This window comes from Hymenobacter psychrophilus (assembly GCF_900107135.1).
In the GTDB taxonomy this organism is placed as follows: Bacteria; Bacteroidota; Bacteroidia; order Cytophagales; family Hymenobacteraceae; genus Hymenobacter; species Hymenobacter psychrophilus.
Genome location: NZ_FNOV01000001.1, coordinates 1 through 26,654 on the forward strand (window position 1 = coordinate 1; position 26,654 = coordinate 26,654).

Consider the following 26,654-nt stretch of genomic DNA (forward strand, 5'->3'; position numbering starts at 1 on the left):
TGCAGCGCCTGCACACCATTTTCACGCTGGGCCAGCAGCTGGCCGCCGGCCGCACGAGTGGCCTCGACGGGCTGGAAACCCGGCTGCTGCGCGAGGTGAAAAAGGCCGGCTTCTCGGACCAGCAGCTAGCCGTGCTGCTGCTGGGCGAGGGCGACGTGAAGGCGGATGAGCTGCGGGTGCGCGCCCGCCGCAAAGCCCTGGGCGTGCTGCCCGTCGTCAAGCAGATTGACACGCTGGCGGCCGAGTTTCCGGCCAAGACCAACTACCTCTACACCACCTACCACGGCACCGAAAACGACCTGGACCGCGAAACGGCCAAGTCGGTGGTGGTGCTGGGCTCGGGCGTGTACCGCATCGGCTCGTCGGTGGAGTTCGACTGGTGCGGGGTGCAGGCCGTGCAGACGGCGGCCGCGGAAGGCTACAAAACCATTATCATCAACTACAACCCCGAAACTGTAAGCACTGACTACGACGTGTCGGACCGGCTCTACTTCGAGGAGCTGAGCTTCGAGCGGGTCATGGATATCCTCGACTTCGAGCAGCCCGGCGGCGTGATTCTGAGCACCGGCGGCCAGATTCCCAACAACCTGGCCACTCGCCTCGAGCAGGCCGACGCGCCCATCCTGGGCACCGCGGCCGCCCGCATCGACGAGGCCGAGAACCGCCACAAGTTCTCGCGCATCATGGACGAGCTGGGCATCGCCCAGCCGCGCTGGAAGGAGCTCACGTCGCTGCAGGCCATGCAGGCCTTCGTGCAGGAAGTGGGCTACCCCGTGCTCATCCGGCCCAGCTACGTGCTGTCGGGGGCGGCCATGAACGTGGTGTCCAACGCCTTCGAGCTGGAAGCGTTTCTGCAGACGGCCGTGCAGGTGAGCGCCGAATACCCGGTGGTCGTGTCCGAGTTCATCCAGGAAGCCAAGGAAATTGAGCTCGATGCCGTGGCCGATAAAGGCGAGATTGTGAGCTACGCCATTTCGGAGCACGTGGAGTTTGCCGGCGTGCACTCGGGCGACGCGACGATGTACTACCCGCCCCAGCGCGTGTACGTGGGCACGGTGCGTAAGCTCAAGATCATCGCCGAGAAGATTGCCCGGCGCTACGAGATAAGCGGGCCGTTCAACATCCAGTTCCTGGAAAAGAACGGCGTCATTCGGGTGATTGAGTGCAACATCCGCGCCTCGCGCTCCTACCCGTTCGTATCGAAAATATCGGGCAACAACCTGATCAAGAAGGCCACGCAGGTGCTGCTGGGCAAGCCAGTGGCGCGCGACGAGAGCGAGCGGGTCTACGATTTGCCCTACGTGGGGGTGAAGGCGCCGCAGTTCTCGTTCACCCGCCTGCCCGGGGCCGACCCGGTACTGCGGGTGGACATGGTGAGCACGGGCGAAGTGGGCTGCCTGGGCGACACGGCCGAGGAGGCGCTGCTCAAGTCGATGCTGAGCGTGGGCTACAAAATACCGCAGAAGTCGGTGCTGATTTCCGGCGGCCCGATTCTGTCGAAAGTGGCGCTGCTCTCGGCCACGGAGCTGCTGGTGCAGAAGGGCTATCAGATTTACGCCACGCAGGGCACGCACCGCTTCTTCGCCGAGAACGGGGTGCCGAGCAGTCTGCTGTTCTGGCCCAGCGACGCGCAGGAGCCCAACGTGCTCACGTATCTGAAGGAGAAGAAGTTGGATCTGGTCATCAACATTCCCAAGAACCTGAGCAAAGGCGAGTTGGACAACGACTACCAGATCCGGCGCACGGCGGTGGACTCGGGCGTGGGCCTGCTGACGAACGCGCGGCTGGCCAAGGCCTTCATCCAGGCCTTCTGCAAGCTGGAGATGGCGGACCTCAAGATCAAGAGCTGGAACGAGTACAAGGCCATGTAGCGTCCGCCTATTTGCATCTCAATCGTTGAATAGCATGCGTAGCACCGATTTGCCAGAGCGCTGGAAATTGAAGCTCCGAGAGTATCTGATTGTAAAAGGAAGCACTAAGCCCGCAAAGCTTAGTGCTTCTGAGTTTCCGTCAGAAACGGTTGTAAGCATTCGGTTTGAAGACGGTTAATACGTTGAATTCAAACACGCCATTGCCATGGAAGCGCCTGAGTTTCGGAGAGTCGCCGTTTTCACGGAGCACTGTGGCCATCATGTATTTCCGCTGTATGATGAGCTGGAACTTAACACTATGAAAACATGAATATCTCTCTTCTTAAAGCCGCTTGGGAAAAGGCTCATATCAGGGCTGCCCAACCGGCCAGCCGGGCCGAAATTCGGGCTTTTGAGAGAAAGTACAGCGTGCAACTTCCAAAGGACATGTTCGATTACTTCGAACAGGTTAACGGGATGCTGGACGGAGAGGCGGACGATGATCTGTTCGCTTTCTATTCCTTGGATCAGCTTGAAACAGTTGCTGATAAGTTTAAGGACTGGCACGGGGTACCCAAATACAGCGACGCCTTAACTACCCTCGATAAGCCAGAGACGTACTTCGTGTTTTCAGATTTCTTCATCAATCTTGAGGCGTTTGCTATTAGGCTGGATGACTCAAGTATTTTCAATCAGCACGTTTATGCGATATGCGGCGGAATACATCAGGTTGTAGCAACGTCGTTTTCAGCGTTTATTGATTTATACCTGCACGATTCCGATACGTTGATTATTTAACTTCAAATCAAGCAACCCCATTGCTCTCAGCTTCTACACCCCAAATGAAAAACTTCACCTCCTTCGCCGATGCCGGCGACTACAAAGCCCTGTTGCAGCAAGCCCTCGAAATAAAGGCCAACCCTTACGGCTACCAGCACATCGGGCGCAATAAAACCGTCGGGCTCATCTTCTTCAACCCCAGCCTGCGCACCCGGCTTAGTTCGGTGAAGGCGGCCTACAACTTGGGCGCGCAAGCCTGGGTGCTCAACGCCGGTACCGATTCCTGGACCCTGGAAACGGCCGATGGCGCCGTGATGGATGGCTCGACCCAGGAGCATATTAAGGAGGCCATTGCCGTGATGAGCCAGTACTGCGACGTGCTGGGCGTGCGCACCTTCCCCACGCTCACAGACAGGGAGGCGGATTACGGTGAGGTCTTCTTCAACAAGATTCTCAGTTACGCCACGGTGCCCGTCATCAGCCTCGAAAGTGCCACGCTGCACCCGTTGCAGAGCTTCGCCGACCTGCTGACGGTGGCCGAAACCAAGCGTGCCGAGCGCATGAAAGTGGTCCTTACCTGGGCCCCGCACGTGCGCGCCTTACCCCAGTGCGTGCCGAACTCGTTCTGCGACTGGTTCACCGACATCGACTGGGTGGACCTCGTTATTACCCATCCCGAAGGCTATGAGCTGGACCCCAAATTCACGCGCGGCGCCCGCATCGAGTACGACCAGCAAAAGGCCCTGGAAGGCGCCGATTACGTGCAGGCCAAGAACTGGAGCAGCTACTACGACTACGGCCAAGTGCTCAGCACCGACCCCGGCTGGATGCTGACGCCCGCCCACATGGCCCTCACCAACGATGCCCGGTTCCTACACTGCCTGCCCGTGCGCCGCAACGTGGAAGTATCGGACGCCGTGCTAGACTCGCCCAACTCGCTCATCATCCAGGAAGCCGGCAACCGCACGTTTGCCATGCAGACGGTGCTGCATGAGCTTCTTAAGAAAGGTATATAATTCGGGTAAAGTACAATGAAGGGCTAATTACTTCGTTGATGTCCTGAATCCGAAATGACCGTCCGGTTGCTTCGGAATTCTCACCCCCATTCCTTCCCTTCCTGATCATGAAAAAGCTATTTGTTTTCGCCGCTGTATTCGTGTTTGGTGCTGTTGCTGCTAACGCACAAACCACCAACACGACCACGACCACCACCACGCCCCAGCAAAGCACGACCACCCAGACGGACCCGGCTACTGGCACGATAAATTCGACCACCACTACCGCACCTGCCACCACTACCACCGTGGAAACGCAGTCGGAAGCCACTGTAGCTCCCATGGCAGAGGCCACTACGATGCCGGCTGACGTGAAAGTGAAGGAGAAGAAGAACAAGTCCAAAAAGAAGATGAAAACCAACGACTAACGACGCATAATGCGGGTTACCGCATCTGCTAAAGAAAGCCTGATTGCCTTATAGGCAGTCAGGCTTTTTTTGTTCTGACCCCAAACCTCAGGAATAGGGTGCCGGTCGGTTCCGGCCTAGCCTTTTTAGGCCTAAATTTGTGGTAATGCTCGTATTGCCTACCGCCGCCCGCCCGTTTGTTCTGTTGTTGATTGCCTGCCTGCTTACCGGTTTGCCCCGGCAGGTGTGGGCCCAGGAGGTGCCGCCCAAGCGGGAGCTGCGGGGCGTGTGGATTGCCACCGTAGAGAACATCGACTGGCCCAGCAGCCGCAACCTGAGCCCCGAGCAGCAGCGTCGCGAGTACCGCCGTATTTTGGATGACCACCAGCGCACCGGCATCAACGCCGTGTTCGTGCAGGTGCGGCCCGCTTCCGATGCCTTTTACGCCAGCGAGCTGGAGCCCTGGAGCAAGTGGCTGACTGGCACCCAGGGCAAGGCCCCGGCCCCTTACTACGACCCGCTGCCGTTCCTGATTGAGGAAGCCCACAACCGCGGCATGGAGTTTCACGCCTGGTTCAACCCTTACCGGGCCACCATGGACACGCTCACGAGCCGGCTTGCGCCCAACCACCCCTACCGGCAGCATCCGGAGTGGTTTCTGCGGTTTTCGGGCAAGCTGCTCTACAACCCCGGTCTGCCCGAAGTGCGCGCCTACATCAACCGGGTAATCGTGGACGTGGTGCGCCGCTACGACATCGACGGGGTGCATTTCGACGACTACTTCTACCCGTATCCGGAGGCTAAACGGATAATTGAGGACCAGGACGCCTTCGCCCGCTACAACCCCGACAACCTGAAGCTGGCCGATTGGCGCCGCCAGAACGTGAACATGCTCATCCGCGACCTGCACGAATCCATCAGCAGCACCAAGCGCTGGGTGAAGTTCGGCATCTCGCCCTTCGGGGTGTGGCGCAACCAGCGCACCGACCCCAATGGCTCCGATACCCGCGCCTTCGAGGGCTACGACGGCCTGTACGCCGATGCGCTGGAATGGACCCGCCAGGGCTGGGTGGACTACGTGCTGCCCCAGCTGTACTGGAGCACCGGTTTCGCGGTGGCCCGCTACCCCACGCTCATCGAGTGGTGGGCCCGCAACGCCAACGGCCGCCACGTATACATCGGCCACGGCGCCTACCGCATGCTCGAAAACACCAAGGCCGACACCGTGTGGCGCAACCCCCGCGAGCTGCCCCGGCAGGTGCGCCTGAACCGCACCTTCCCATCTGAGCTGCAGGGCAGCGTGTTCTTCAGCTCGAAATCGCTCATGGCCAATCCGTTGCGCACCACCGATTCGCTGCGGCAGCACGAGTTCCGCTACCCGGCTCTGCCGCCCACCATGCCCTGGATTGATGCCGTGCCGCCGCTGCCGCCGGCCCGCCTGTCCCTCACGGCCAGCCCCGCCGCCAATGTGCTGAGCTGGCAGCCTTCTCCACCTGCCCCCGACGGTGACCAGGCCAGCTACTATGCCATTTACCGCTTCACGCCCGAGCAAACGCCCCGCCCCGACGACCCGCGCAACCTGCTGGCCCTGGTGCGCCCCGCGCCCGGCGCCGGCCTCATCTTCGCCGACACCACCGCTCGCCCCGGCCAGGCCTATGCCTATTACCTCACCGCCCTCGACCGCCTGCACAACGAAAGCCGCCCGGTATGGGTGCGCACCACCGGCCGCGCCGCCGAAATAGTAGTAGCGCAGGCGCCGCCCGAGCCAGTTCCCGCCCCGGCTCCTGAACCCGAACCCGAACCGGAGCCTGCAACGCCGCCTGTGCCCCAACCGGCCCCGGCTCCAGCCACCGGGCCAACCCCGCGTCCGCCTGTTGTGCGGCCCGCCCCAGGCAACCCGGCACCCACTAAAATCAAAGTGAAAACCAAAACCAAAAAGCGCGGCAGCTTCTTCGAGCGCATCTTCGGGGGGCGGTAGCGTAGGCCGCGTACCGGATGACATCCGTGGCATCCGGTACGCGGTGAATCACGTTTTGCTGTTCCAGAATTGTGGTAGCGCGTAATCCGGCCGCTGCTCGCCGTGCCTGGTGCCTGTTCGTTACCGTTACTCGATAGCGCGTAGGGTTGGCTTAGCAGCATGCGTGGCGCTGCCACCAGTCAGTAAGCAAAGAGCCCGTCGGAAAATTCCGACGGGCTCTTTGCTTACTGACTGGTAGTTGAATGGCGCGGCCTTAGAACGCCCGATACTCGAAAGCCACCCGGGCCGTGGAGCCGGCCGTGCTGGGTTTTACGCCCGTGATGCGTAGTAACATGGGTTCGGCACCGCGCACGCGCACGGCAAACAGGTCGCCGGCGGCCACGTTACCGGGCACAGCGGCTGTGCCTACCAGCGAAGCCGAGTTCTGGAAGAGTAAAATGCCCACTGCATTGGCTGAGGCGGTGGTATAGTAACCAGCGGCCGCAGTAGCCACCGGAATCCGGTAGTAAACCGTGGTGTTGGCCGAAGACAGGCTGACGGTAGTGCCAAGCACGCCACTGGCAAACAGGTCTTTGGTGGCGGCTGGTGCGCTGTTCGGCACGTTCGTGCCCAGGCGCAGGTCAAAGGCTACCGAATCCTGGGGGGCGCTGGGGCCTGCCGTTACGCGGCCGGTGCGCACCCGGCTCAGGGCCGTGGGAGGCACCACATTTACCGGCGCAGCGCCGGCCGTTGCGAAGTACGGACCGGAATAGGCCGTGAACAGGAACGTGACGGCCTGGCCCTCCGAACCCCGCGGCACCACCACATCTACGGTGCGGGCATTGGCGGCCCCGTTGCTGGGGTTGCGAATTACGCCGGTGCGTACCGGCGCACCGTTGCCAATGCGGTAGAAGGTAGTCAGGCTGTCCACGCTCTTAAACAGCCTGGCGGTAGACGGGGCAGTAGGTAGCGTACCAATGCCACCTTCGTTGAGCACCAGGTTGAAACCGATGATGTCGTTTTCAGACTGCGCGGAGCCCGCCAGGTTGTTGCGGAACGTGGTGATGGTGGTAGGAGAAGCCGTCGTACCGAAGCGCAGGGTAGGGGTAGCCGCCACGTTGTAGCTGAAGCGCTGGCGGCGGGTAGCGCCGTTCTCAAACGTCGTCGTCACATCCACCCGCACGGCCGTTTGGTTGGCCAGATTGGCCGGCACTTGGTACGGAATCACCTGAATGGAAAGCCCCGCAGCCGGCTCAAAGAATACGTTGCTGGGCGCCAGCGTCGTCACCACAGCGGAATCCGTGCGGCCAATTACCTGAAATACGGTAAACTCGCGCACCTTGTCGGCGGCATTGAAGCCCACCCGTAAACCTACCACTTCGCCGGGAGCATACTTGGTTTGCAGCCCCGACGGCGGGGCCCCGATGACAGTAAAGCCTCCGTCGCCGGTAAGCGTGTAGGGCGGCTCAATATCGTCGTCGCAGGCGGTGGTAGCCAGGCCGGCCAGGGCCAGCAGCAACACCCAGGAGCGCCGCCGGAAGCTTCGAAAATCAGGTGATATTTTCATGAGAAGAGTACATCAGAAGGGAAGAGAAAAGTACTGGCCCGCGCCTATTGCTGGTCCCACCACACGGGGCGGGTGGCGTAGTCCACATCGAGGCCGCCAATGGCCCGCACGTTCTGCGGGTTGTACTGGGTTTCGGTGAGGGCCGGCAGCAGGCGGCGCGGAAACTTGCGCTGGGCCGGGTCGGTGGACACCGGGTTGAACAGCGGGTTCGCGCCCACCGGATAGGCCAGGTTCACATAAATATCGGCGCGGTAATCCAGGCGCCGCATATCCGACCACGTTTCCGGGTTCAGGTAGAGCGCAATGTACTTCTGCTCCATAATGCGCTTGAGGTCCAGCTGGGCTTCGTTCTGGGCCACGGCCGCACTGGCCAGGTAGGCATCAATCTGCTGCTGGGTCAGCGTCGGGAAGTTCACTGTCAGGCCCTGCGAGGCGAACGTGCCGCCGCCCCCGATTTTGCGGATGTGCGCCTCAATGCCCTGGCGGTAGGCCCGCAGCGCCCGCGTTTTGTCGCCGAGGCGGAAAGCGGCTTCGGCCTCAATAAACTTGACTTCGTGGTAGGTAATGATTTCGTGGTAGCCCAGGTCGCGGGCGTACCAGCTGGAGTAGAAGTCGGAGGCGCCGCTGGTCTGGGCAATGGGCGTGCCGCCCGACACGCCGGGGTTGGTGCCCACGCTCACGTTGGTGGCCATTACCGGCAGGCGCGGATCGGTGACGCCGGGGTAGGCCGCGTTGGCCAAGCTGCCATTGAGGTAGCGCAGCAGGTTCAGCGAGAACGTGGCGCCGGCAAAGTTGGCCCGGGTGGTGCCAAAAATGCTGGTGCTACCCGTTACGGGCGGCACGGCCACTTCCAGCTGCAACTGCGCGTCGTCGGTGGTGGCCGCAAAGCCCTTATCGACGGCGGCCAGCACAGCCTGAGGGCTGTAGCTGCTTTTTTTGGTGAGGTGCTGCAGCTGGCGGGCCCGCAACGAATAGGCCAGCTTGATCCATTTCGAAACGTCGCCGCGGTACAGCAGGTCGCCGCTGGGGCTGGGCACGGTTACGTAGAGCGGGCGCAGGTTGGCCGATGCCGGCTTCAGCAATTCTTGCTCGCCCTCGTCGAGCAACCGGAAAATGGTCTGGTAAATCTGCTCCTGCGGGTCGTATTTGGGCGAGAAATTGCCGCCCCCCTGAAATGCCTCCGTGAAAGGCACGTCGCCCATCATATCGGTGAGGTGCGCCAGGGACATGGCCTGCGTGATTTTGGCCGCGCCCACGTAGTGCGGCGAGCCTTCGGCCTCGGCCGCCGTAATAGTGGCGCGCAGGTTGCCGGAAACGTAGAAGTAGAAGTAGTTGAAGGTGTTGTTGCCGTTGCTGGTTGTGAGGTAATACTGGTCGGTGCTGGAGGCCGGCACCCGGCGCACGGTATACTGCGTGATGTAGGGCGTCACGAGCGAGGTAAACATCTGCTGCTGGAACGCCTGGGAAATGCCGGCGGGCAGCAGGAAGTTGGGCGTGGAGCTGATGGGGTTGTTGGGGTCGGTATTCACGTCGAGAAAACTCTCGCACGAACTCAGGGCCCCGCTACCCACCAGTAGGCCGAGAACGATAAGGTATTTTTTCATTGAGATGGTCGGTTTTGTGGTGCGCCAGGCGGCTTGTTAGCTGATTGGTTGAGGGCCGTTGTACTGCGTGGTGCAACGGCCCGCCGCGTAGCCATTTGCCTGGCTGGCCAATGCTTTAAAAATTTACGCGCAGGGCCATGTCTACGCCGCGCGTGGCGGGGGTGCTGCCGTAGTCGAAGCCACCGGAGCCGCCGCCGCGGACGCCGGCACCTGCTGCCGCCGTTTCCGGGTCGGCGCCCGAGTAGTTGGTGAACAGCAGCAGGTTGCGGCCCGTTACGCTCAGTTCAACCCCCTTCACGAAGCCTTTGCCCAGCAGCGTAGTTGGCAGCCGGTAAGCCAGCGTGGCGTAGCGCAGGCGGGTCCAGGAACCATCTTCCACGAAGGCTAGGCCAGTGCCGCCTACCTGGGTAATGAAGTAGCCCTGCGTCAATTCCACGGGGCGCGTATTGGGCGAGTACGACCCGTCGGCGGCTCGCACCACGCCCTCAATTACAGCGGTTTGGTTGCGGTCCAGGGTTTTGTTGCTCAGGCCCGAGCGCACGGCCAGCCACTCGTTGCCGTTCACCACTTTGCCGCCCTTGCGGAAATCGAGCATAAAGGCCAGCGAGAGTCCTCTGTAAGCCACCGTGTTCGTAATCTGGGTAGTGAACTGCGGAGCCCGGTCGCCGGCGTATACAAAGGTGCCGGCCACCACCGACGGATAGCCCGTGGTAGGGCTGATAATCACCTGCCCGAAGTACTCCGATGCGGGGTCCGTCACGCGGGCGTAGTCCTGCACGCCGATAGACGTGATGGGCCGGTTGGGAAAGGCGCTGCCCCGGGCCACGTCAATCACCCACGAGTCCGATTGGTTTACCTCCGTCAGGAAGCTGGGGAGCTTTTTGGCGCGGTTCTCATTGTGGAAGAAGTTGGCCAGCACGTCCCACGTCAGGCCCGACGCCGTTTGCACGGGCCGACCGTTCAGGGCAATTTCCACCCCTTTGTTCGTAACCGTACCGCCGTTGATGTACTGCAGAATGTAGCCGGATGCCTGGCTGACGCGGGGGGCAATCAGCTGGTCGCGGGTTTCGGAGTAGTACACGCCGGCATCCAGGCCCAGGCGGCCCTTCAGGAACTGAAAGTCCAGGCCAGCCTCGTAGGAGCGGGTGCGCTCGGGCTTGAGTAGCGCGTTCGAGCCGAAGAAGCCCTGCCGGAAGCCCCCGAAAATGTAGGTGCTTTGGGCCAGCGGCGAATCAACGCGGTAGGGGCCGGTGTCTTTGCCCACTTCGGCCACGGCCAGCCGCAGCTTGCCGTAGTTGAGAATCGAGTTGTTATCGAGGCCCAGCGTGCGCGAAAACTCGTAGCCCAGCGTGGCCGAACCGTAGAGGAAGCCCTGGCCGAAGTTCTTGTTCTGGCTGGGCCGGGGCAGCGTCGACGACATGTCGTAGCGGGCGCTTACCTCGGCCGTTACCTGCTTGAACAGGTCGAGGTTGATGCGAGCAAAATTGCCCACCAGCCGCCGCAGCGAGTTGGTTGTGAGGGCCCCGCGGTTGACGGTGTTGTTGATGGAGTTGAAGTTGGGCGAGCGAAACACCAGCCCGATAATGTCGGTGGTTTCGCGCAGGCTCTGCTCAACGGAGTTGCCCAGCAGCAGCGAGCCGCTGACGTTATCGTTGAACGAGTGCGAGAAGATGGCCGTCAGGTTGGAGTTGAGCAGCCGGTTCTGGGTGGTCGTCTCCGAAATGCCGCCGTCCTGGTTGCCCGGCTGCGAGGTGCCCACCGCCCGGATGGAGCGCACCCGCTCGGTGTAAAAGTCGGTGCCCAGGTTGTAGCTGATGGTGGCCCATTTGGCGGGCTCGTACGTCACCTGCGCATTGCCGATGAGGCGGTTGGTGCGGTCGGTAATCGGGTTGCGCTCCACCGTGAAGTACGGATTGTCGGCGTCGGAGCTGCCAATGCCGCCAATCAGGCGGCGGCGGGTGCCATCGGGGTTGAGGTAGTTGCGGGCGTCGTCGTTGCGGGGCCAGCTCAGCAAGCTCACCATGTAGCCGCCCGAGCCGCCAAACAGACCGGGGCCCTGCAGCGGCCGGCGGCCGCCCGAGTTCAGGTACTGCGCCGAGCTCTGGACCCGGATTTTTGGCGCCACCTGCAGCGTGCCCGACAGGCGCACCGTGCTTTTGTCGAACTCCGAGTTGCGCGCCACGCCGGTCTGGTCGAGGTGCGAAGCCGAAAGCAGGAACGAGCCTTTCTCGGTGCCGCCCGTCACGGTCAGGTAGTTCTGGTAGTTGTAGGCCGTTTGGTAGAAGTTGTCCAGGTTGTCGTACACGGTTTCGCCGGGCGCAAACTGCGGCCCCCACGAGTTGCGCGTAGTGGCATCAAAAACGCCCAACCCACCCTGCTTATACACGCCCTGCAGCTTGGGCAAGCGGTTCACCTGGTCCACCGACACCTGCGTGCGGAAGTCCACGGTTACCACGCCGGACTTGCCTTTTTTGGTAGTGATAATGACGGCGCCGTTGGCGGCCCGCAGCCCGTAGAGGGCCGCGGCGGCGGGCCCCTTCAGTACAGTCATGGTTTCCACGTCTTCCGGGTTGATGTCGGCGGCACGGTTCTGCGACGACACCGAGCGGCCCAGCAGGCCGTTGAAGGCCGAGCCGCCACCCGGCGCCGTCGACTCCGTAAACGAGGTATTATCCATGATAATACCATCAATGACGAACAGCGGCTGGTTGTCGCCATCGAGCGAGTTGCCACCCCGGATAACGATGGAGGCGCCCTCGCCGGCCCCGCCGCCCGAACTCGTTACCTGCACGCCCGCCACCTTGCCCTGCAGGGCATTCACAATGTTGGGCTGGCGCGATTCGATGATGTCCTTGCCGCTTACTTCCTGCGCGCCGTAGTTTACCTGGCGGCGTTCCTGCTTGATGCCGAAAGCCGTTATAATGACGTCGTTCAGGGCCGTCGCATCCTCTTTAAGGCTTATGTCAACCGAGCCACTGTCGCCGACGGAACGCTCCTGGGTAGCATAGCCGATAAAGCTGAAGCTGAGGGTGCTGCCTGGGGCCGCCTGCAGCGAGTAGCGGCCATCGACGCCGGTAGAAGCCCCGTTGGTAGTGCCCTTCACGAGCACCGTTACGCCCGGCAACGGCACGCGGTTGGCATCCGTCACGATGCCCGTAATGGTGCGTTGCGCCGTTGCCTGGGCCCAGACCGCCGCTTGAGGCGACAGGGCCAGCGCAGCCCCCAGCGCGGGAGCCAGCCAGTAGAGTTTCTTCATGGGGAAGGGAGAAGAGAGGTGGGAAAAGAAAAGACGCGTCAGGCAGCTAGCTTCGGAACTACGCCGGTAATAAAAGAGCCGGAGTCGGTAGCTGCCGTCCGAAAATAGCAAAACGGGTTACAGCAGCGGAAAAAGTTACGAATATGCCAATAAAGTTGAATGCTGCCTAATATGAAATTAGCTATATTCGACAGTGCTTTATTTTTGGCATTGCGGCCGCCGCAAGTATTGCCAGCCGTTTGCCCTGCGCCTGTACGCTCTATACCACCTGCCTATGTCTGCTGCTGCCACTCCGCCCGTTGCCCACGTACCCGTCCGCATCTTCCCCGATTCTGAGGCCGCTTCTCTGCAGGTAGCGCGCGAGCTGGCCGACTTCATCCGCGAGCGGGCCGCCCAGGGCCGGATGGCGGTGCTGGGCCTGGCCACCGGCTCGTCGCCGACGCGCGTGTACGAGGAGCTGGTGCGCCTGCACCAGTACGAGGGCCTGAGCTTCCGGAACGTGGTCAGCTTCAACCTCGACGAGTACTACCCCATGGCCCCCGACTCGCTGCAGAGCTACGTGCGCTTCATGCACGAGTACCTGTTCGACCACATCGACATCCGGCCCGAAAACGTGCATATTCCTGATGGCACTATTGCCGCCGACCAGGTCGCCGAATTCTGCCGCCAGTACGAGGAGCAGATTCGGGCGGCCGGCGGCATCGACTGGCAGCTGCTGGGCATCGGGCGCACGGGCCACATCGGCTTCAACGAGCCCGGCTCGGGCGCCGGCTCGCGCACCCGCCTCATCACCCTCGACCATATCACCCGCACCGACGCGGCCTCCGACTTCTACGGCGAAGAAAACGTGCCCCGCCGGGCCCTCACTATGGGCGTGGGCACCATTCTCGAAGCCCGCCACGTGGTACTGCTGGCCTGGGGCGAGGGCAAGGCGGCCGTTATTAAGCGCCTGGTAGAGGGCGAGCCGACCGACTCGGTGCCGGCCACCTACCTGCAGCACCACCCGGCCGTGCAGGTAGTGCTTGATGAGGCCGCCGCCGCCGAGCTGGCCCCTCGCAAAACGCCCTGGCTGGTGGGCGAGGCCTGCCACTGGCAGCAGCCGGCGCTGGTACGCAAGGCCGTGACGTGGCTGGCCCGCGAGCTGGAAAAATCCATTCTCAAGCTCACCGACGAAGACTACAACGAAAATGGCCTCTCGGGGCTGCTGGCCGAATCGGGCGAGGCCTACGCCATCAACATCCGGGTGTTCAACGAGCTGCAGCACACCATTACCGGCTGGCCCGGCGGCAAGCCCCACGCCGACGATACCTACCGCCCCGAGCGGGCCGCGCCCTTCCCCAAGCGGGTGCTCATTTTCTCGCCCCACCCCGACGACGACGTGATTTCGATGGGCGGCACGCTGCTGCGCCTCGTCGAGCAGGGCCACGAGGTGCACGTGGCCTACCAGACCAGCGGCAACATTGCCGTGTTTGATGAGGACGTGATTCGGTTTGCCGAGTTCGTGGCCGACTACGACGAGCTGTTTCGGTTCGATGACCAGCCGGCCGAAAACCTATACCAGCGGGTGGCCGATTTCCTGCGCAACAAGCAGCCCGGCCAGGTCGATTCGGAGGAGGTGCAGCAGATTAAGGGCCTGATCCGGCGCGGCGAGGCCAAGAGCGCGTTGCGCTACGCTGGCCTCGACCCCGACACCCGCGCCCACTTCCAGGACTTGCCCTTTTATGAAACCGGCCGGGTGCGCAAAAAGCCGCTGGGCGAAGACGACATCCGGCTGACCATGGAGCTGCTGGAGCAGCTGCAGCCGCAGCAGATTTTCGCCGCCGGCGACCTGAGCGACCCCCACGGCACGCACCGCGTCTGCCTGGCTGCCATTATGCAGGCCGTGCAGCGCCTGCAGGCCGACGGCTGCCCCTGGCTGCCCGATTGCCGGGTGTGGCTCTACCGCGGGGCCTGGCAGGAGTGGGATATTGATCAGATTGAAATGGCCGTGCCCCTGAGCCCACTGGAGCTCACGCGCAAGCGCCGGGCCATTTTCAAGCACCAGAGCCAGAAGGACCGCCCGCTGTTTCCGGGCGCCGACCAGCGCGAGTTCTGGCAGCGCGCCGAGGCCCGCAACCGCACCACCGCCCGCCTCTACGACCAGCTTGGCCTGCCCGAGTACGAGGGCATTGAGGCCTTTGTGCAGTGGACCACGGATTAGCGCGGATTTTACCGGATTACACGGATTTTGTAGATGCACTGCCGGCCGTGGGTTTGTTGCCGAACGATTGAACCTGGCAAATGGCTGCGTACCGTCATTTTTGCTACATTCTGTCCTGTTTTCTTCCTGTTCGATTCTCTTGTTTTTCGCCTCTCACCTAAACCCCACCCCTATGCCAAACCACTACTCTTTGCTCCGGCCGCTGGTGCTGCTCGGAGCCCTGGCTGCGCTGCCACTGGCCGCGGCGCGGGCGCAGGCTCCGCAGGCCTACACGCTGCAGGGGCGCATTGTCGATGAGCAGGGGCAGGGCCTGCCAGGCGTAACGGTACTCGTGACGGGTACTACCCTGGGGGCCTCTACCGATGCCGCAGGAAACTACCAGCTAGCCGTAAATCTGGCCCCTGGCCCTTACCGGCTCACGATTTCGGCCATCGGCTTTAAAACCGAAATCCGCCCTATCGCGCTCGGCAGCAGCCCCACGGTAAGCACCAGCATAACGCTGAACGCGGCCAGCCAGGCCCTCGACGACGTGGTTATTATCGGCTCGACGGTGGCCGTGAACCGCCGCGAGCTGGGCAACGCCATCACCGTAATCGACGGGACGCAACTGCAGAAAACGGGTAGCGGGCAGCTGCTTAATTCCCTGCAGGGGAAGGTGGCTGGCGCGCAAATCGTGCAAAACTCCGGCGACCCTTCCGGCTCCATTTCGGTGCGGCTGCGCGGCATTACCTCGCTGACCGGCTCCTCCGACCCGTTGTACGTGATTGATGGGGTGATTGTGAGCAACCAGAGCAACAACGTGTCGCAGCGGGCTTTGAGCAACGATATCGGGGTGGCCAACCCCGGCCAGAACCGCCTGGCCGACATCAACCCCAACGACATCGAGAGCCTGAATGTGCTGAATGGGGCCGCCGCCGCCGCCATCTACGGCTCGCGGGCCTCCAATGGCGTGGTCATCATCAACACCAAGCGCGGCAAGGCCGGAGCTGCCCGGGTATCGGTTTACACCAGCTTTCAAATAAACGAGCTGCGCAAGTCGGTGCCCGTAAACACCTACGGCAAGCAGTTCGGCTTCGAGGGGCTGCGGCTGTACCCGATTTCGGGCGTGTCGGCGGCCCAGATTGCCGCCAACCCCGGCACCACTACCGTGGGCATTACCCGCGCCGGAGCCACGGCCCAGCTGGCCAGCAACCTCGTGGATGTGCCGCGCTACGACTACTTCAAGGAGATTTTCCGCACGGCTTCCGGCACCGACAACGGCGTTTCGATTTCGGGCGGCTCCGAGCGCACCCAGTACTTCGTGTCGGCCGGCTACCTCAACAACAACGGTATCATCGACGACACCAACTTCCGGCGCTACAACCTGCGCGCCCGCGTGGATCAGCGCCTGACCAACTGGGCCAAGGTGTCGGCCGGGGTGAGCTACATCAACAGCTCGGCCAGCGAGAAAGCCAATGGTAACGTTTTCTACAGCCCCATCAACGCCGTCAACATCACCAACAACATCTACGATATCCGGCGGCGCGACACCAACGGCAACCTGCTGGCCGTCGAGCCCACCCGCGTCAACCCGCTCTCGACTATCGAGGACATGACGTTTACGCAGGAAACCAACCGCACCATCAGCGACCTGCAAGTCAACCTGACGCCGTTTAAGGGCTTTAGCCTCGACTACATTGTGGGCGTTGATGCCTACTCGCAGGTAGGCCAGGGCTACATCCGGCCCTACCCGTACCAGGCCACGGCCGGCCTGCCGCCCGCCCGCTACCCCGATGGTTTTGCCTCCGATGGCAACAACACCGAAATCAACCTCAACTCCGATATCAACTTGGGCTACGAGTACAATTTTTCGGAGGATTTCAAGCTCAATCTGCGCGCCGGCTACAACTACCAGTACCTGCGCAACACGCTGGCCACCCAGCAGGGCCAGTTTCTCACGCCCTTCATTACTACCGTCCGGGGCGCGGCCACGGCCAGCGTGCAGGCCGATTACTCGTTGGCGCAGTCGACTGTGAGCGGCTACTACGGGCAGGCCACCGTGGGCTACCGCAACCTGGCCTTCCTGACCGGGGCGTTGCGCCGCGACGGCTCGTCGCGCTTCTCGGCTTCCGAAACCAACCAGTACTACCCCAAAGTAAGCGGCTCGCTGGTACTTTCCGATATTGGCGGGTGGAAGAACGCGGCCTTCGCCCAGAAGTTTAACACCCTGAAGCTGCGGGCCAGCTACGGCGAGGCGGGTAACCTACAAGGCATCGGCCCCTACGACCGGCTGTACCAGTTCAATGCTGTACCGTTTCCGCGCAATGCCCTGGTGCCGGGTGCGCAGCTGGCCAATAACAGCGTGCGCCCCGAGCGTCTCAACGAGCTGGAAGGCGGCGTGGACCTGGGCTTTTTCGGCGACCGGCTGGGCCTGAGCGTAACGGCCTACCGCCAGAAGATAACCGACCTGGTGGTAACGCGCAACCTGGCCCCGAGTACCGGCGGCTCGTCGATTGTGAACAACGTGGGCACGATGGAAAACCGGGGCCTGGAAGTGCTGCTCAACGGCACGGCCATTCGCACCACCGATTTCTCGTGGGACATGACGGTGGTCTTCAGCCGCAACCGCAACAAGGTGCTGGAACTGCCTGGCTCGCTCGGCCTGGCCCAAACCATTTCCATCCCCAACTCGGCCGGGGCCCCGGTGTTTTTGCTCCAGGGCCAGCCGGCGGGCATATTCTACGGCTCGACCTACGCCACCAACCCCGATGGCTCGCTGCTACTGACGCCCCAGGGGTTCCCGCAGGATGAGCGCACCAGCGGCCAGATAACGGGCTCGGTAAATTACGTGCCCTCGCGCGGAGCCGACGGCCAGCCCAGCTACGCGCCGGGCACGGCCGTGGCCCAGGCCCTCATCGGCAACCCCAACCCCGACTGGACCGGCTCGTTCACGACCAATTTCACTTACAAGAAGCTGAGCCTGCGGGTGTTGCTCGATGCCGTGCAGGGCGTCGACGTGTTCAATGCCGACTATCGCACCCGCCAGGGCGTGGGCCTGGGCGATTTGGCCGAAAAAGAGCTGCGCGGTGAGCTGCCCCGCGGCTATATTTTCGCCGTCTACAACACCCAGCAGTTCCGCATCGACGACGGCTCGTTCGTGAAGCTGCGCGAAGTGGCCCTGAGCTACGGGCTGCCCACGTTCAGCAAGTACATCAGCGCCCTCGACCTCTCGCTGGTGGGCCGCAACCTGTACTCGTGGGACGATTACAAAGGCTTCGACCCCGAAACCAGCGCCGGCGGCTCCTCCGATTTGCTGCGGGCCATCGACTTCGGCAACGTGCCCATCCCGCGCACCTACCAGATTCGGCTGGCCGCCACTTTCTAGTTTTTGAGCCATTAGCTAAAAGCTGTTAGCTGCTAGTTTGAACGGAAACTGACAGCCAACCGCCACTAGCTAACAGCTCAAAACAACCCCACTTAGCTTCTCCTTCCCATGAAAAAAATACTGCTCTTATTCGTCGCCGGCGCGCTCGTGCTGGGCGGCTGCGACAAGGAATTCCTCAACCCCAGTACCGTCAGCCAGGACCAGGCCGTGAGTTCGGGGGAGGGCCTGACGCTGCTCAGCAACGGCCTGCAGGCCCGCTACGCCACCGGCGGGCTGGTGAGCGTGCTCTACAACAAAGTAGCCCTGGGCGGCCTGAGCACCAATGAGTTTCTTATCCTCAATCAGGGTAACGTGGATGAAAACAACATCCGCACCGGCGGCGCCAGCGTAATAAACGACAATGCCGTGGTGCGCAACTTCTGGACTACCTCCCAGCTGGTGCGCGCCAACGCCGACTTGATTCTGGCCAATGCCAATAACGCCACCGACCCCGGCACCCGGAGCGGTGTGGTGGCCTACGCCAGCATCTTCCGGGCCTTGGCGCTGGGCGACGTCGTGCAGTTTTTTGAGCAAACGCCCATCGTAACCGGCGATAATGCGCCCTTCGTGTCCCGCGAAGAAGCCTTGCGCAGCGCCGTAACGCAACTCGAAGTTGCCGCTGCTCAGCTGGCCGCTGCCCCCGTTTCGGCCGAGTTTACCAGCCGAATAGTGTCGGGCATCGATCTGGCCAACACGCTCCAGGCCCTCATTGCCCGCTACAGCCTCGTGCTCGGCGACTACGACAAGGCCCTGGCCGCCGCCGGGCGCGTAAATCTGGCCAGCCGCTCGGTGTTCAACTTCAACGTTACTGCCCGCAACCCGCTCTTCGACGTGGTGTTCAGCAACAAGAATATTTTTGAGCCCACCGATGCAAACCTGGGCCTGAGCGGGCCGCTGGCCCCGGCCCCCGGCGACGGGCGGATTCCGTTTCTGGTGCGGGCCGCGCCCCTGCCCACCCAAAACCGCGGCCTGGGTTTCTACACGGCCAACGACGCCCCAATTCCGGTGTACGTGCCGGGGGAGATGCTGCTGATTCGGGCCGAGGCCTACGCCCGCAAAGCTGATTTGGCCAACGCGGTGATTGAGCTGAACAAAGTGCGCACTAAAACGGCCACGGCCAACGACCCACTCGGGGCCAACCTGCCGGCGTATTCGGGCCCCGTTACGGCCGACGCCATCCTGCTCGAAATTCTGCGTAACCGCTACGTCGAGCTGGCCTTCCAGGGCTTCCGGTTAAGCGACAGCCGCCGCTTTGGCCGGCCCGGTCCGGGCCAGCCGGGCGCCGAGCGCAACCGCAATTTCTACCCATATCCGCGCATCGAGCGTGAGAACAACGCCAACACGCCCGCCGATCCGGCTAATTAGGTTTTTTTGTAAGCTATTAGCCGAAAGAAACGTCATTCTGAGCGAAGCGGAGTCGAAGAATCTCGCATGCCAAAGTAACTCCTGATGATAGGGATACTATTGCACGCGAGATTCTTCGACTCCGCTCCGCTTCGCTCAGAATGACGTTCTTTCGGCTAATAGCTAATAGCTAATAGCTAATAGCTAACCACCAAAACCATGACCACTGCTACCACCCAAGCCGCTATAGAAACCATTGGCACTCTGCCGCTGGCCGAGGCCTCGCAGCCGGCCCGCCTCATCAGCCTCGACGTGTTCCGGGGCCTCACGGTGGCGGCCATGATTCTGGTGAACAACCCCGGCGACTGGGGCCACATCTACGCCCCGCTGGAGCACGCCGAGTGGCACGGCTGCACGCCTACCGACCTGATATTTCCGTTTTTCCTGTTCATCGTGGGCGTCAGCATCAGCTACGCGCTGGCTGCAGCCCGGCAGCAGCCGGCCCGCCACGGTGCGGCCATGGGGCGGGTGCTGCGGCGGGCCGGCATGCTGTTTGGGTTGGGGCTGCTGATGGCGCTCTACCCGAAGTTTGAGTTTGCTACGGTGCGGATTCCGGGGGTGCTGGCCCGCATTTCGTGGGTATTTCTGGCCTGCGGCATCCTGTTTCTGAAAACCAGCCGCCGCCAGCAAATCGGGCTGCTGATTGCGCTGCTGGTGGGCTACAATGTGCTGCTGCAGCTGGTGCCGGTACCCGGTTTCGGCCCGGCTAACCTGGCCCCCGAAACCAACCTCGGCGCCTGGCTCGATAGGGCGGTGTTTACGGAGGCGCACCTCTGGAAGCAGAGCCGCACTTGGGACCCCGAGGGCCTGCTCGGCACGCTGCCGGCCATTGCTACCGGCCTGCTCGGGATGCTGACGGGCCAGTACCTGCGCCGTCGCGAGCTGGAGCCGGCTGTGCGGGTGGCTCAGCTGTTCGTGGCCGCCACCGGCCTTATCGTGGCGGGCCTCATCTGGAACGAGTGGTTTCCCATCAATAAAAGCCTCTGGACCGGCTCCTACGTGCTATATACCGGTGGCCTGGCCATGGCTGCGCTGGTCCTGCTTTACTGGCTCTGCGACGTGCAGGGCCGCCGCGGCTGGTGGACGGGTTTCGGGCAGGTGTACGGCGTGAATGCCATTACCGTGTTCTTCCTGTCGGGCATCGTAGCCAAAACATTGAATGCCGTCAAGGTAACCGCCGCCGAGGTGCCGCTTAAAACCTGGCTCTACAACACCTTCTTCACGCCCTATTTCAGCCCCGTTAATGCCTCGTTAGCGGGCGCCTTGGTGTGCGTGTCGATTTGGTTTGGGGTGTTGTGGCTGATGTATCGGAAGGGGGTTATCATCAAGGTTTGATTGAGGACACGAAGACTGGGGAAGGCTGTCATCTTGAGCTTGCAAAGGACCTTGTTACGCTTGAATAGTTCGTTTTTGCGTGATAAGGATCTTTGCAAGCTCAGGATGTCAGACGTTAATCTAGTTCTCCATTTCCCCCGAACGTATAGCCTCCAAAATCCTCCCGAAGCTGGGTTTTGCGGACTTTACCGGTGGCCGTATGGGGCAGCTCCTCTACGAACTCCACGGCCTCGGGCATCCACCAGCGGGCCACTTTGCCTTCGTAGAACGCCAGTAACTCTTCCACCGAAACATCCATGCCGGGCCGGCGCACCACAACCAACAGCGGCCGCTCGCTCCATTTGGGGTGGGGGCGGCCGATTACGGCGGCCTCTGCTACGGCCGGGTGGCCCACGGCCAGATTTTCCAGCGCGATACTCGAAATCCACTCCCCGCCCGACTTGATGACGTCCTTGCTCCGGTCGGTTATCTGCATGAAGCCGGCCGGGTCGATAGTGGCCACGTCGCCGGTGCTAAACCAGCCGTCGGGCGTGAGTTGGCCGGGCGTGTCGGCGCCGAAGTAGTCGGCTACCACCCAGGCGCCGCGCACCAGCAGGTCGCCGAAGGCCACGCCGTCGTGGGGCAGGGCCTCACCCGCATCATCCACTATCTTCATATCGACCCCGTAAATTACCCGGCCCTGCTTGGTGAGCAAGTCGAACTGCTCGGCAGGGCCCAGGTCTAGCTGCTGGGGCTTGAGGGTGCTGACGGTGCCCAAAGGCGAGGTTTCGGTCATGCCCCAGGCGTGGCGGATTTCCACGTTCAGCTCCTCACCAAACGCCTTGAGCAGCGCCGGCGGGCAGGCCGCGCCGCCCACAATCATCTTGCGCAGGGTGCTGAAATGCAACTCCTTTTCGCGCATGAAGGCCAGCAGCCCGAGCCAGATGGTCGGCACGCCGGCCGAAAACGTCACGCCTTCCTGCTCAAACAGCTCATAAAGGCTGGCCGCATCGAGGCCCGGACCGGGCAGCACCAGCTTGCAGCCCAGCATGGGTGCCAGGTACGGAATACCCCAGGCATTGACGTGAAACATGGGCACGACGGGCAGAATCACATCCTGGGCCGAGCAGTTGAAACAGTCGGGCAACCCGGCGGCAAAGGTGTGCAGCAGCGTGGAGCGGTGCGAGTAGAGCACGCCCTTGGGCTCGGCGGTGGTGCCCGAAGTGTAGCAGAGCGAGGATGCCGTGTTCTCGTCGAACACCGGCCACTCGAACTCGGCGGGCTCCGCATCGAGCAGGTCTTCGTAGCAGTGCAAATCGGGCAGCGTAGTGCTTTCGGGCATGTGGGCCCGGCCTGTCATCAGTACCCAGGCCCGCACGCCGGGGCAGGCAGGAGCCAGCTTCTCCACCAGCGGCAGAAAGGTCAGGTCGAAGAAAATTACCTGGTCCTGGGCGTGACCGATAATGTAAGTCAGCTGCCCGGCAAACAGGCGCGGGTTGATAGTATGGCACACGGCCCCGCTGCCCGACACGGCATAGTACAGCTCCAGGTGGCGGTGGGTGTTCCAGGCCAGCGTACCCACCCGGTCGCCGGGCCGGATGCCCAGGCGGGCCAGCACGTGGGCCAGCTGCCGGCTCCGGCGGCCCAGCCCGGCGTAGGTGTAGCGGTGCAAACCACCCTCGGCCAGCCGGCTCACAATCTCGGTATCGGCGTGCCACTTTTCGGCGTGTTCGAGTAGCCCGGCAATGCGCAGGGGCTGGTGCATCATGAGTCCTAGCATTCAGTGTGGGCTTTAGTGAGAGCCTTCAAGCTAGGGGTTTTCTGGCGGAATTGGCTATGAGGCGAAGGGTTCCGGCCCGCGCTTAGGGCAAACGGTACCACAGGCCCGTTCCTTCTTCCTCAAAGGCTACTAAACCTTTTTCGCGGGCATAGTAGAGTTGCATAACTGTTTTTGTACCCGCGGGGGTAAACTTCGGATAGGGGTTCTGTACTTTAAAAACTTGGCGGTAGGTAACCGAACCGAAGGTGGCAGTGGGCAACAACTCCGCATCAGGATAGTAAAGGGAATTAATGGGCCGGCCGATACTCACCGAGTCAATAGGCAAATTGGCACCGTAGAATCCTTCCCACCGGATCTGAGAAGGAGAAAATATTAGCCTCCCATCAACGCTATACGAAAGCCCTAAATCCAGAATGGGGGCAGGAATAGTAATAGAGTCAGTGCGTTGGGCCCGTACAGTTATATGCTGGGCAAGAGGGGCTTTCTTCGCTCCGCCAAAGGGCACAACTATAAACACGGGGGGGCTGCTCTGCTCTTCCAACCGATCCTTTACCTCTGTCACCTGGTAGGTGCGAACCCGCGCATCCTGGATTCGCCCGAAGCGCACCACCTGGCCAACCCAGTAGGGCTGCCATGCCAACTGCTCCGTCGTGAACCGATACACTACTGCCGGCTCATCCGAGGTAAAGCAGCTAGTGCAGAGCAGCAAGCTACATAATAGGGGAAAGATTTGAGTTTTCATGGCGAAAAGGCTGGATTGACCCGGTAATTATATAACGCAGAGCCAAATACCACCGCAGAAGTTGAATCTACGGAGTAAACATTTAGATGCTCAGTCTACCATAGAATTACTCCTCCACCGTCGTTTCCACCGCCGGGCGCTGCCGGATGCTCTCCAGCGCCACCTGCAGCACGTTGGTGCGCACATTGAGGCTGGAAATCTTATTGTTACGACGCGTCGGGTTTACGCGGTTGGTGAGCACGATGCAGATCAGCTCCTCCTTGGGGTCAACCCAGAACAGCGTGCCCGTGAAGCCGGTGTGCCCGTAGCTGGCCGGCGAGGCGCTTTTGGCCGAGTTCAGGCCGGGATTGGTGGCGGGCCGGTCGAAGCCCAGAGCGCGGCGGTTGTCGGGGCAGAACTGGCAGCGGGTGTACTCGGCCAGGGTTTCGGCCTTGATGAGCTGCTGCCCGCCGTAGCGCCCGTTCCAGGCGTAGAGCTGCACGAGCTTGGCCAAATCGTTGGCCGAGCCGAACAGGCCCGCGTGCCCCGAAACGCCTCCGAGCAACGCCGCGCCCTCGTCGTGCACCGTGCCGTGCAGCTGGCCGCGCCGAAACAGCGAGTCGTACTCGGTGGGCGCAATGCGGCCGAGCGGGAAGCGCCGGGTGGGGTTGAAGCCCAGTGTGGTAGCGCCCAGCGGCCGGTACAGCGCGTCGTGCACAAACTGGTCGAGCGGTTTGCCCGAGGCCGCTTTCACGAAGCGCGGGTACATGATGAACGACAGGTCGGAGTACACGTAGCCGGGCTTTTCGTTGAGCGGCGACTCGGCAATGGCTTGCGTAATCAGGTCCGGGAAATCCTGGCGCGCCCACAGGCCCGGGCCGGCCGGCAGCGGAAACCGGGCCGACGAGTCGGGCCGGAAGTAGCGGCGGTTCAGCTCGGCCGGCTGGGTAAGCGAAACCGTGCCGGCCGCTGGACTCTTGCCGAAGATGCTGTTGAACAGGCCACGGGGCTTGGTGTAGTCTTTCCAGAACGGAATCCAGGCCTTGAGGCGGGCCTGGTGGGTGAGCACGTCGCGCAGCTTTAGGTCCTGCTTATTGGTGCCCTGGAATTCCGGGAACAGTTGGCCCAGCGTCCTGTCGGGCGAGAATTTGCCCTCGTCCTGCAGCTTCATCAGAGCCGGCAGGGAGGCGCTTACTTTCGTGAGTGAGGCCAGGTCGTAGAGGTCGTTGTTGCTTACCGGGCGGGCGGTGGGGCCGTAGGTTTGGGTGCCGTAGCTTTTGCGCAATACCACCGTGCCGCGGCGGGCAATGAGCACCTCGCCGCCCGGGAAGGCCCCGGCTGCCAGCGCCCCGTTCATGATGGAGTCAACCCGGCTTTCCAGATCGTTGCTCATGCCCACGGCCTCGGGGAAGCTGTAGCGCAACCGCGTGCCGCCGGCCGTAGCCAGCCCGGCCCCGTAGCCGTAGGTGCGCGATACGGTAACGGGCAGCTGGCCACTGGCCGAAATGCCGCCGAAAATAGCCTCGGCGGCCACTTCCTGGGCGTTCTGGCTTTCCTGGTAGGCCAACACCACGGCCCCGGCGCGGCTCAGGTCGCGCAGCTTCTCCACCGCGTAGGCCGTACCAAACACACTCACCACCAACTGCTGGCCTTTGCCGCCCAGTTCGCGCAGCAGCACGTTCATTTCGGGCGTTACGCCGAAGCCCGTGGCGGGCTGACGGCCCAGGTTGTTCACGCCCACCAGCACCGTGTTGTAGGCGCGCAAGGTTTCGCGCATCTTCGTCAGCTCATCGAGCGAGGGCGTGGCGGGCAGCCAGAAGTGGCGCACCGGCCCATAATCGGCCACCCGGCGCTGGAACGCAGTGGTATCGAGGGTACCCAGCGTGAGCGTGGCCAGCCGGAGCGTATCGAGGCGCTGCAGTGGCAACAGGCTGTTTTGGTTGCGCAGTACCGTCAGGCTCAGTTCCGAAAGCTGCCGGCTCAAATACTGGTCGTGGGGCGTATTAAGGTCGGCAATGATGTTTTGCAGTTCGATGGGGCGGTAGCGGTCCAGGCCAGCCCACTGTTTCAGGGCCAATACCTTGCGGCAGCGGCGGTCAATCTCGGCCTGCGAAATCTGTCCCTTGTTGATGGCCTCGCGCACCATGCGCAACGCCAGCGGGATGTTCTCGCTGAACTCCAGAATGTCGTTGCCAGCCAGCAGCGCCCGCACGTCGCCTTCGCCGGCCGGGAACATGCTCGTGAGGCCCTTCATGTTCATGGCATCGGTGAAGATGATGCCCTCAAAACCCATTTTCTGGCGCAGCAGCCCCTCAATAATGGGTTTGGAAAGGGTAGAGGGCACGCCGGTAGTGTCGAGGGCCGGAATGTTGAGGTGGGCCACCATCATGCCGCCCAACCCCTTGGCCATCAGCTCCCGGAACGGAAACAGCTCCAGCGTATCGAGCCGCTGCTTGTCCACCCGCAGTAGGGGCAGGGCCAGGTGCGAGTCCACATCGGTGTCGCCGTGGCCGGGGAAGTGCTTGGCCACGGCCAGCACGCCTGCGTCCTGCATGCCCTGCATGTACTGCAGGCTCTTTGCGGTGACATTCTCGCGGTTTTCGCCCCAACTCCGGAAGCCAATAACCGGGTTTTGAGCGTTGTTGTTGACATCGACGACCGGCGCAAAATTTACGTGCATGCCCAGGCGCTTGAACTGGGCAGCCACCTGCCGGCCCATCTGGTAGATGGGCACATTATCCTGCAAACCACCCAGGCTCATCTGGTACGGGAAGCGCACCACGCTGTCGAGGCGCATGCCCACGCCCCATTCGGCGTCCATGGCCACCAGCAGCGGCACGCGCGCCTGGGCCTGGTAGCGGTTCAGCAGCCGGCTCTGACGAACGGGCCCGCCCTGGAAGAAAATAAGGCCCCCAATGCCATAGCGCTGAATTAGGGTCGAAACTGAGTCCTCGTCGGCGCGGGTGCGGTTGGAGTAGGCGGCCACCATGAACAGCTGGGCCACGCGCTGGTCGGGCGTGAGCGTGGCCATCACCGAATCAACCCAGCGCGAACTGGCCAGCTGCCCGGCAAAGGGCACGGGTTGGTTGCGCAACGCGGCTGGCTTGGGGGCCGCCAACGCTGGGGTATAACGCGTAGCGGCGCGGGCCGCTGGGCGGGTTTGCTGGGCCGAAACAGGACCAGCTAGCAGGACCAACAGCCCTAACAGCGGGGAAAAACGGGATGGTAACAAGGCAGGCGCGGCAAGGGGTGAGTGGGCTAATTTAGCGGAATACAGCCGAAAGCCACCCTGGCAAGCAGCATTCTGGTCAGAAACCAGTGCCTACCTGCCAGCACATGCCGCCCCTGGCCCAGCGGCCGGTTCGGGTACGGCTGAGAGAGGTTACCGGAAACGGTTGCGTATAAAATAATGACAA

Annotated in this window: 15 protein-coding genes; 9 read left to right on the plus strand and 6 right to left on the minus strand. The window is 62.2% G+C overall.

Annotation, left to right across the window (positions count from 1 at the left end; all coding sequences use genetic code 11):
* From BLW21_RS00005 to BLW21_RS00025, 5 genes are all read left to right on the plus strand, one after another.
* Positions 1-1,871: carbamoyl phosphate synthase preATP-grasp domain-containing protein (locus tag BLW21_RS00005; protein WP_139255023.1), on the plus strand; the 1,871-nt coding region annotated here is incomplete at its 5' end.
* A 306-nt stretch (positions 1,872-2,177) separates the two neighbouring features.
* Complete coding sequence (locus tag BLW21_RS00010) at positions 2,178-2,648, plus strand: SMI1/KNR4 family protein (RefSeq protein ID WP_092736599.1); 471 nt, start codon at positions 2,178-2,180, stop codon at positions 2,646-2,648.
* Positions 2,649-2,692: 44 nt separating this feature from the next.
* On the plus strand, positions 2,693-3,646 hold the full coding sequence (locus tag BLW21_RS00015) for an N-acetylornithine carbamoyltransferase (RefSeq protein WP_092736601.1): 954 nt from the start codon (positions 2,693-2,695) through the stop codon (positions 3,644-3,646).
* A 107-nt stretch (positions 3,647-3,753) separates the two neighbouring features.
* Positions 3,754-4,053, plus strand: a complete 300-nt coding sequence (locus tag BLW21_RS00020) for a hypothetical protein (protein ID WP_092736603.1) — start codon at positions 3,754-3,756, stop codon at positions 4,051-4,053.
* 145 nt (positions 4,054-4,198) lie between these two features.
* Positions 4,199-6,010 carry a glycoside hydrolase family 10-like protein gene (locus BLW21_RS00025; protein WP_092736605.1) on the plus strand — a complete coding sequence of 604 codons (1,812 nt, stop codon included), beginning with the start codon at positions 4,199-4,201 and terminating at the stop codon, positions 6,008-6,010.
* A 253-nt stretch (positions 6,011-6,263) separates the two neighbouring features.
* Here BLW21_RS00025 and BLW21_RS00030 read toward each other — a convergent pair whose 3' ends face one another.
* The 3 genes from BLW21_RS00030 to BLW21_RS00040 all read right to left on the minus strand — a co-directional run bounded on the left by BLW21_RS00030 (position 6,264) and on the right by BLW21_RS00040 (position 12,416).
* Positions 6,264-7,556: a hypothetical protein gene (locus BLW21_RS00030; RefSeq protein WP_092736607.1), complete on the minus strand. Its 1,293-nt coding sequence runs from the start codon at positions 7,554-7,556 to the stop codon at positions 6,264-6,266.
* 44 nt (positions 7,557-7,600) lie between these two features.
* Positions 7,601-9,160 carry a SusD/RagB family nutrient-binding outer membrane lipoprotein gene (locus BLW21_RS00035; protein ID WP_092736609.1) on the minus strand — a complete coding sequence of 520 codons (1,560 nt, stop codon included), beginning with the start codon at positions 9,158-9,160 and terminating at the stop codon, positions 7,601-7,603.
* Between the two features lie 115 nt (positions 9,161-9,275).
* Positions 9,276-12,416, minus strand: coding sequence for a SusC/RagA family TonB-linked outer membrane protein (locus BLW21_RS00040; RefSeq protein ID WP_092736611.1), 3,141 nt, complete (start codon positions 12,414-12,416; stop codon positions 9,276-9,278).
* Positions 12,417-12,690: 274 nt separating this feature from the next.
* On the opposite strand from BLW21_RS00040, the gene nagB reads away from it, so the two are divergent.
* The 4 genes from nagB to BLW21_RS00060 all read left to right on the plus strand — a co-directional run bounded on the left by nagB (position 12,691) and on the right by BLW21_RS00060 (position 20,758).
* Positions 12,691-14,616, plus strand: a complete 1,926-nt coding sequence (gene nagB, locus BLW21_RS00045) for a glucosamine-6-phosphate deaminase (protein ID WP_092736613.1) — start codon at positions 12,691-12,693, stop codon at positions 14,614-14,616.
* Between the two features lie 172 nt (positions 14,617-14,788).
* The gene (locus BLW21_RS00050) at positions 14,789-17,980 is read left to right on the plus strand and encodes a SusC/RagA family TonB-linked outer membrane protein (RefSeq protein ID WP_092736615.1); all 3,192 of its coding nucleotides are present in this window, start codon (positions 14,789-14,791) and stop codon (positions 17,978-17,980) included.
* Positions 17,981-18,088: 108 nt separating this feature from the next.
* A complete protein-coding gene (locus tag BLW21_RS00055) occupies positions 18,089-19,384 on the plus strand; it encodes a RagB/SusD family nutrient uptake outer membrane protein (protein WP_092736617.1) in 1,296 nt (431 codons plus the stop codon).
* Between the two features lie 198 nt (positions 19,385-19,582).
* Complete coding sequence (locus BLW21_RS00060; RefSeq protein ID WP_245711759.1) at positions 19,583-20,758, plus strand: acyltransferase family protein; 1,176 nt, start codon at positions 19,583-19,585, stop codon at positions 20,756-20,758.
* Positions 20,759-20,873: 115 nt separating this feature from the next.
* Here the strand turns inward: BLW21_RS00060 and BLW21_RS00065 are convergent, their stop codons facing one another.
* From BLW21_RS00065 to BLW21_RS00075, 3 genes are all read right to left on the minus strand, one after another.
* On the minus strand, positions 20,874-22,505 hold the full coding sequence (locus tag BLW21_RS00065) for a 3-(methylthio)propionyl-CoA ligase (protein ID WP_245711760.1): 1,632 nt from the start codon (positions 22,503-22,505) through the stop codon (positions 20,874-20,876).
* Between the two features lie 94 nt (positions 22,506-22,599).
* A complete protein-coding gene (locus tag BLW21_RS00070; RefSeq protein ID WP_092736621.1) occupies positions 22,600-23,259 on the minus strand; it encodes a hypothetical protein in 660 nt (219 codons plus the stop codon).
* A gap of 106 nt (positions 23,260-23,365) precedes the next feature.
* Positions 23,366-26,470, minus strand: coding sequence for a serine hydrolase domain-containing protein (locus BLW21_RS00075; RefSeq protein ID WP_092736623.1), 3,105 nt, complete (start codon positions 26,468-26,470; stop codon positions 23,366-23,368).
* Positions 26,471-26,654 lie beyond the last annotated feature (184 nt).